This is a genomic window from Blautia sp. ZXY-1-B12 (assembly GCF_056339915.1).
Genome location: NZ_JBWJVP010000008.1, coordinates 1 through 6,946 on the forward strand (window position 1 = coordinate 1; position 6,946 = coordinate 6,946).

The following is a 6,946-nucleotide window of genomic DNA, read 5'->3' on the forward strand; positions in this document are numbered from 1 at the left end:
TGCAGGCATGAGTGATTATGATCTGTTGCGTTATGCAAAGCAGGGAATAATTATTCCGCTGGAAAATCTGATTGACAAATATATGCCAAACCTTCAGGCTGTGTTTGAAAAATACCCGGAATACAGAACCATGTGTACAGCACCGGATGGACATATTTACTCTTTTCCGTGGATTGAACAGCTTGGTTCCGGAAAAGAAGCAATTCAGGCCATTGGAGATATTCCTTATATTAATAAGAAATGGCTTGATTATCTTGGTCTTGAGATTCCAACCACAACAGATGAACTGGAGCAGGTACTGATTCAATTTCGAGATCATGCAGATGATCTGAAACAAGAGTTTTCCATTGAAGGTGATGTAATACCGATGTCATTTATTATCAATAACGGAGATCAGGATCCTTCAATCTTAATAAATGGATTCGGAGATGGTTATGGGGACACAGGAGATCATTTTGCTGTAACAGATGAAGGTAAGGTGATTTATACAACGGTTCAGGAAGGATACAAAGAAGGTATCAAATGGCTGCATAAACTTGTGACAGAGAATCTGATCGATCCGGAAGCATTTACACAGGAATGGTCTACTTATGTTGCAAAAGGAAAGAATCACCGTTATGGACTTTGCTTCACATGGGATATTGCTAATATAGACAACAATACGGATTATGTGATGCTTCCGGCACTGACCGGACCGGATGGAATGAGAAATATCACCAGACAGAACAACAGTGAGACCAGCGGTTTTGACAGAGGAAGATGTGTGCTTACTACCAGCTGCCGTAACACGGCACTTGCTGCCGCATGGATCGATCAGATGTATGCACCCCTTCAGTCTCCGCAAAATAACTGGGGAACCTATGGAGAGAAGGATTCCTTTAATATTTTTGAGCTGTCTGTAAACAAAGATGGCGAAAAAATGTTAAAGCATATGGACTTAGGAGATCAGTCACCGGTGGAAGTACGTGAAGCGCAATCTGTAAATGGTCCTCTCGCTATATTAAATGAATATTATGGCGTATATGTAACACAGCCGGAAGATGCGAAATGGCGTCTGGATAATATGCATGAGACATATTTACAGGATATGAACAGCAAATATGTTTATCCTAATGTATTTATGAGTATTGATGATACAAACAAAGTGTCACAGTATGATACAGATATTAAGAAATATGCAGAACAGAAGAAAGCAGATTGGATCCTGAACGGAGGAATTGATGAAGAATGGGATTCTTATCTGAAAAAAATGGAGAAGTACGGGCTTTCCGATTACCTTTCAATCAAGCAAAAATATTTTGACCAGTATCAGGATTCATTAAGCAGTGAAAAATAAGAGAAGATATCATTTTGACAGGAGAAACTATATGAGCGAAATGTTGGAAAAGGCAAGAAAATATGAATTTATACAGGGACAGCAGATCAAAGAGGAAGAAAGACCAGCCTTTCATATAACTCCTTATGTTGGCTGGATGAATGATCCAAATGGATTTTCCTGTTATAAAGGAGAGTATCATTTGTTCTACCAGTATAATCCGTATAGCACACATTGGGACAGTATGCACTGGGGACATGTAGTGAGTAAGGATTTATTGCATTGGAACTATGTTCCGACTGCATTGGCACCGGATGAAGATTATGATAAATTCGGCTGTTTTTCAGGAAGTGCCATAGAATTAGAGGATGGCAGACAGTTGCTTATGTATACTTCTGTAAATCAGGAGAAACTGGAAGACGGAACTGTAAGGGATATTCAGACACAGGCAGTGGCAGTTGGAGATGGTAAGGATTATGAAAAGTATGATAAGAATCCGGTTCTGACAGCCAAAGATCTTCCAAAGGGGGCTAGTAAAGTAGACTTTCGTGATCCCAAAATCTGGAAAGGGAACGATGGAAACTTTTATTGTGTTATAGGAAGTCGTCCGGCTGATGGAAGCGGACAGATCCTTCTTTACAGAAGTAAAAATGGCTTTGAATGGGAATTTGTAAGCATTCTGGCAAAGAATCAAAATCGTTATGGAAAAATGTGGGAATGCCCGGATTTCTTTGAATTGGACGGCAAATATGTGCTTCTGACAAGTCCACAGGATATGCTTCCGGAAGGATTAGAATTTCATAATGGAAATGGAACGTTATGTATTATTGGGGAGTTGGATCCTGAGACACATACTTTAAAGGAACAGTTTTGTCAAGGTGTTGATTACGGAATTGACTATTACGCAATGCAGACACTGCTTGCACCGGATGGACGAAGAATTATGATCGCCTGGATGCAGAACTGGGATACGCTTGCATATCGATGCAATGACTCTGGATGGTTCGCACAAATGAGTCTTCCAAGAGAACTGTCTGTTAAAAACGGAAGATTGTATCAGGTTCCGATCAGAGAACTTAATGCCATGCGTGCAAACAAAGTCGAGTATAACAATGTTGTGATAAAAGATACCAGGCTCACACTGGATCAGATTGAAGGACGAACGGTAGATCTGGAACTTGTGATACGACCGGCAGATAAAGACAATCTTTATAAAAAATTTGAACTCTGTTTTGCAGAGAATGAGAAATATCATTCTACATTATGCTTCCGTCCGGATGAATCTGTTTTAAAAATCGATAGAAAATTCTCAGGAAGCGAACGGGCGCTGGTTCATCAGAGCAGTTGTCTGGTAAACGGTGACAGCAATGAACTAAAACTGCGTGTGATTTTGGATAAGTTTAGTGTGGAAGTATTTATTAATGACGGCGAGCAGGTTATGTCTGCGGTTATTCTTACAAAGCAGGAAGCAAAGGGGATTTCTTTCCTTGCTGATGGTGCAGTTAAGCTTGATATAGTGAAATATGATTTATTATAATAAAGCGTTCTATAGCAATCTTCGTAAATAATGCATTTAAGACAGTTCAGCAGAGTGCGAAAGACAAGGAAGATATCTGCAGGCGTGCTGACGCACGGCAAAGGTATCTGACGCAGGATTTCACACTCTGATGGGCTGGATTAAGATGCATTATTTCAGAGGATTGCTATAAATTGGGACATAATACAGCATTTATTGGTAAGGTTGGTAATGATTTTTTTGGAGATCAGTTGAGAGCAGACATGATGCTGAATAAAACTGAGATTTCCGAGGATATTCTCAAGGAAACAGAAATGCTAAATTTTGCCAATGTAGCAGCTTCTATCATTACTACAAGAAAAGGTGCGCTGCGAGTAATGCCCGAACAAGAAGAAATCCAACAGTATTTAAATACTATCAGAAATGCAAATAAGTAAAAAACTTTAAATTTGTAATTCTTGCCAAAAAGCAAGGAAATCGCAAGACTTTGGTCATGTGAATTTCCTTGCTTTTTTTTCTCAAAGTGTCAGGTAAGGCTCTTGTTTATGGAAGAAATCAGCTCTGCCAGTTGTTTCCTTTTGGTGCGTGTATCACCGTTGATCATCAACTTGGAATAAATCTGGTTGACATATTGTTTCACAGTGCCTTCAGAGAGAAATAACCTCTCTGCGATTTCGCGGTTGCTCAGACGGTCGGTGATCAAAGCTGCGATTTCTGCTTCTCTGCTGTTCAGCATATTTAGGATCTCAGGCCTGTAATTACGGCTGGACAGGCGGAGGCAGTGTTGTTCATAAACAGAACCAAGGGAAAGGATCCGGTCTGTGAAAGGCTCTGGTGTTATGGAATTAATACTGCCCAGCACGTCCTTGATATAGGTATAATTTTCTACAAACGGAATCAGAAAGCCATCCGGCATGGCGTGTCCTAAGGCTTTCAGCAGAAGCTGTCGTGCATCATGATGTTTGCCCAGCATTGCGTAAGCAGAAGCAGTCTGGATCTGAACGTGGAGAGACACAAGTTCATAGTGCATTTTCTCACAGACAGGCAGAAGCGTTTCGCTTCTGCCTATAACTTTTGCGTACATTTTCTGTGAAAGAAAGACCTGGTTCTCGATCATTTCCATCATAGGTCTGCAGGGAGAGAGAAAGCTGACAGTGGATAACATATGGTCTTTAAATAATGCAGGAATCTTTTCCGGCATTCCGGTCAATGCATAGTAATAAGCATAAGTACTGTCAAAAATATTCAGCCACATCATATTGTGGAGAGACAGAAGCTCCTTACGCTTTACTTCAGGATTCTTCACAAAGGTGACACTCTCCTGAAAAAGGGAAAGCCTTGCAGCAAGGAAGTCACAGCAGAGCGAAATATTGTGCTGTCCGTTTGATGCAATGGTGGAATAAGTCTGCTCCAGCAGAATCTGTGCATCTGAAAAATTTCCCTGCATAAATGCTGCCTCTGCATTCATGAGCAATTCCGCACCCTGTCCATGTCCCTGGGTAATCCTGTAATAGTGGGGCATACATTCATTCATAGCTGTCAGTTCTGCATCCAGGGTTCCGGATCTGCGGTGAAACATCATCAGAACAGAAGGAGAACCGAAGGTCCAGCTTCCTGTTTTGCGGATACTGATGGCAGGTCTGGTCATTTTGGAACTGGCCTGACGGTGCAGAACGCTCATACCGGTGATATCGTTATACATCAGAAAACTCATAATAAGATCACATTCTCCGGAGAGGTTCTTTCTCTCATCTTCGGACAAAGTGTTATCTTCAGCTATGGTATCTGTCAGAAGCTGCTTCAGTTCCATCATTTTGGGAATCTGATGCCAGGTAAACATACGGCGCATTAATACGAGAAGGGCCAGAGGCCTGTTCTTCAGGATTTCTGTTGGACAGACATCAAGAAATGCGAGAACCTTTTCCGGCGAAAGAGAAGCCAGGAGGATTCCTGCATCCTTTTGGATAACAGCAAGTGCTGCATCATAGTTAAGAGCCTTGTTATAGGCAGCAAGTGCCTGCAGGAACTGTCCCCGGGATTCATACCATTGTCCGTAACGATTCCGGAAATCTGTCTGTTTTTCATGGGAAAGCATGGCAAAGGCACGCTGTGTACATTCCTTCATCATATGGTGAAAACGGAAGCTGACTCCATCGGGCAAAGGAGTGATAAAAGCATTCTGACTGGTCATAAGGGAAAGAATCTGTCCGGCTTTCGGATTCCCTGTAATAAAAAGTGCCATTTCAACGGTAAATTCATCTGCAAGTCCCATAACAGTGAGAAATTTCTGCTGCGCATCAGAAAGGGGTGCGATCATGGCAGAGGAAAACATATCATAGATATTAGAAGTATGGTCGGGAAAGTGTCCGTTTTCAAAAAAGGTACAGAGATTCAGATAGACTGCAGAGAACCATCCCTCACTGGAATAGAGAAGCGTGTTCAGCTGATCTTCGTTCAGGCTGGCACCGCAGCGATGGGTATAGACAGAAAGCTCCTGCCGATTCAGACACAGATCCCTGGTATGGATCTGATATAACTTTTTGCCAAGACGGAGAATCTCTTTTCCGGACAGAAAAGCATTTCTGCCGGATACGATCAGGTGGATATTTTCAGGCAGTCTGTTGGCAAGCATACAAAAAAAATCTGCAACATGAGGTTCACCCAGCAGATGAAAATCATCAATAAAAATGTAGTAAGAGGTCTGACCGCTCAGGGAATAACAAAGCTCATCAGCAAGCATCCCGGCACTGGCAGCATCTGAAGGGCAGCTATAATTATCCAGAAAATCAAGCCCTGCAAAGGCAAAGGCCTTCTGAACGCTCTGCCAGAAAACAGACAGATTATCAAAATAAATACTGATCCGGATCACACAGGAATTTCCGTTTTTGCTCTGTTTGTCCAGATACCAGTTGATAGCAGTTGTTTTTCCATATCCCATGGGAGCAGTCACAGCAGTGAATGCAGATTGTGAAATCGGTTTCAGATTCTCCTGCAGACGCTCAGAGATGTAAATTGTATTCAGACTATATTTCTTTTTAGACATCTGTAAAACCCCTCACTTGATACGATATGTTTCATTTTAACATATAAAGTATCAAAATGAAACTTTTTCCAGGTGGTTTTTCAGATAACAAAGGTTTTGGATATCAGAAAATGGAAGAAAATACGGCACAGTTTTTCTTTTGTTTTGCTGTGTACAGTGCCTTATCTGCTGTTTTTATAATTTCTTCATAGTCAATTTTATCATCAGGAATAAAAGTATATCCCACACTCTTTTTCACAGAATAAGGGGGAATGGTACATTCCATAAAATGGTTTATAGTTTCCTCTAATAGCTCTTTCTGTGAAAAAGGGCAAAGCACCATAAATTCATCTCCGCCAAAACGTCCGATCAGTGACGGTCTTGGGAAAAATTCCCTCAGCTGTTTTACTGTCTCCAAAAGAACCTTATCCCCTGTCTCATGTCCAAAGTTGTCATTGATTGCCTTGAAATCATCCAGATCGATCATGATAAAAGTGTAGGATGGTCTGGGGTTTTTGTCCAGAAATTTTTTGCATAATTCTTTAAACCCATTTTTGTTATAGCATTCGGTAAAGGTGTCTTTCATGTTTTTCTCTTTTTCCTTCAAAATAAGATCATAAAGATTGCTTACATCAGACACAACACCAATTAAATATAATTTGTCTTCCCGCATATAGGGAGTAGCGCATACACGGCACCAGTGGTACTTGCCTGTTCCACATTTCATCCGTGCATCGTAGACAGCCTGCTGTCCGTTCAAAACTTTTCCAAAAGCATCGGCTACAGTCCCGTGATCATCCGGATGGACAAAATAATCTGATACAGCTTTCATATATGCGTCCGGTGTCAGGGATGAAAACTCTTCCAAATCAGACAAAACCTTCTCTCCGGATACCTGATATATGGCTTCTGCATTTTCAAAGCGAACGTATCGCTGCTTTTCAACATCCACCTCAAACAGGCATAATCCGGCACCCTTTAAAACTAAATTCAGATAGTCTTTATAATTAACTGAATGCACATTATCACCTCCGCTTTTTGCTTTTATTTTACCATAATCCGGAAAGTGAAGCAAACGATGAATCTGCGAAGC

5 protein-coding genes are annotated in these 6,946 nt (G+C 41.2%); 3 read left to right on the forward strand and 2 right to left on the reverse strand.

Going from position 1 to position 6,946, the window contains the following annotated elements:
• The 3 genes from AC075L_RS00525 to AC075L_RS00535 all read left to right on the forward strand — a co-directional run.
• Positions 1–1,336, forward strand: a 1,336-nt coding sequence (locus AC075L_RS00525) for a type 2 periplasmic-binding domain-containing protein (protein ID WP_476387010.1), incomplete at its 5' end; no start/stop codon positions are given.
• Between the two features lie 31 nt (positions 1,337–1,367).
• Positions 1,368–2,852, forward strand: a complete 1,485-nt coding sequence (locus AC075L_RS00530) for a glycoside hydrolase family 32 protein (protein ID WP_476387011.1) — start codon at positions 1,368–1,370, stop codon at positions 2,850–2,852.
• A gap of 173 nt (positions 2,853–3,025) precedes the next feature.
• The gene (locus AC075L_RS00535; RefSeq protein ID WP_182438146.1) at positions 3,026–3,268 is read left to right on the forward strand and encodes a hypothetical protein; all 243 of its coding nucleotides are present in this window, start codon (positions 3,026–3,028) and stop codon (positions 3,266–3,268) included.
• A gap of 89 nt (positions 3,269–3,357) precedes the next feature.
• Here AC075L_RS00535 and AC075L_RS00540 read toward each other — a convergent pair whose 3' ends face one another.
• Complete coding sequence (locus tag AC075L_RS00540) at positions 3,358–5,874, reverse strand: winged helix-turn-helix domain-containing protein (RefSeq protein WP_118617221.1); 2,517 nt, start codon at positions 5,872–5,874, stop codon at positions 3,358–3,360.
• 103 nt (positions 5,875–5,977) lie between these two features.
• Positions 5,978–6,946 (reverse strand): sensor domain-containing diguanylate cyclase (locus AC075L_RS00545; protein WP_476387012.1); only part of this gene is annotated, 969 nt, incomplete at its 5' end.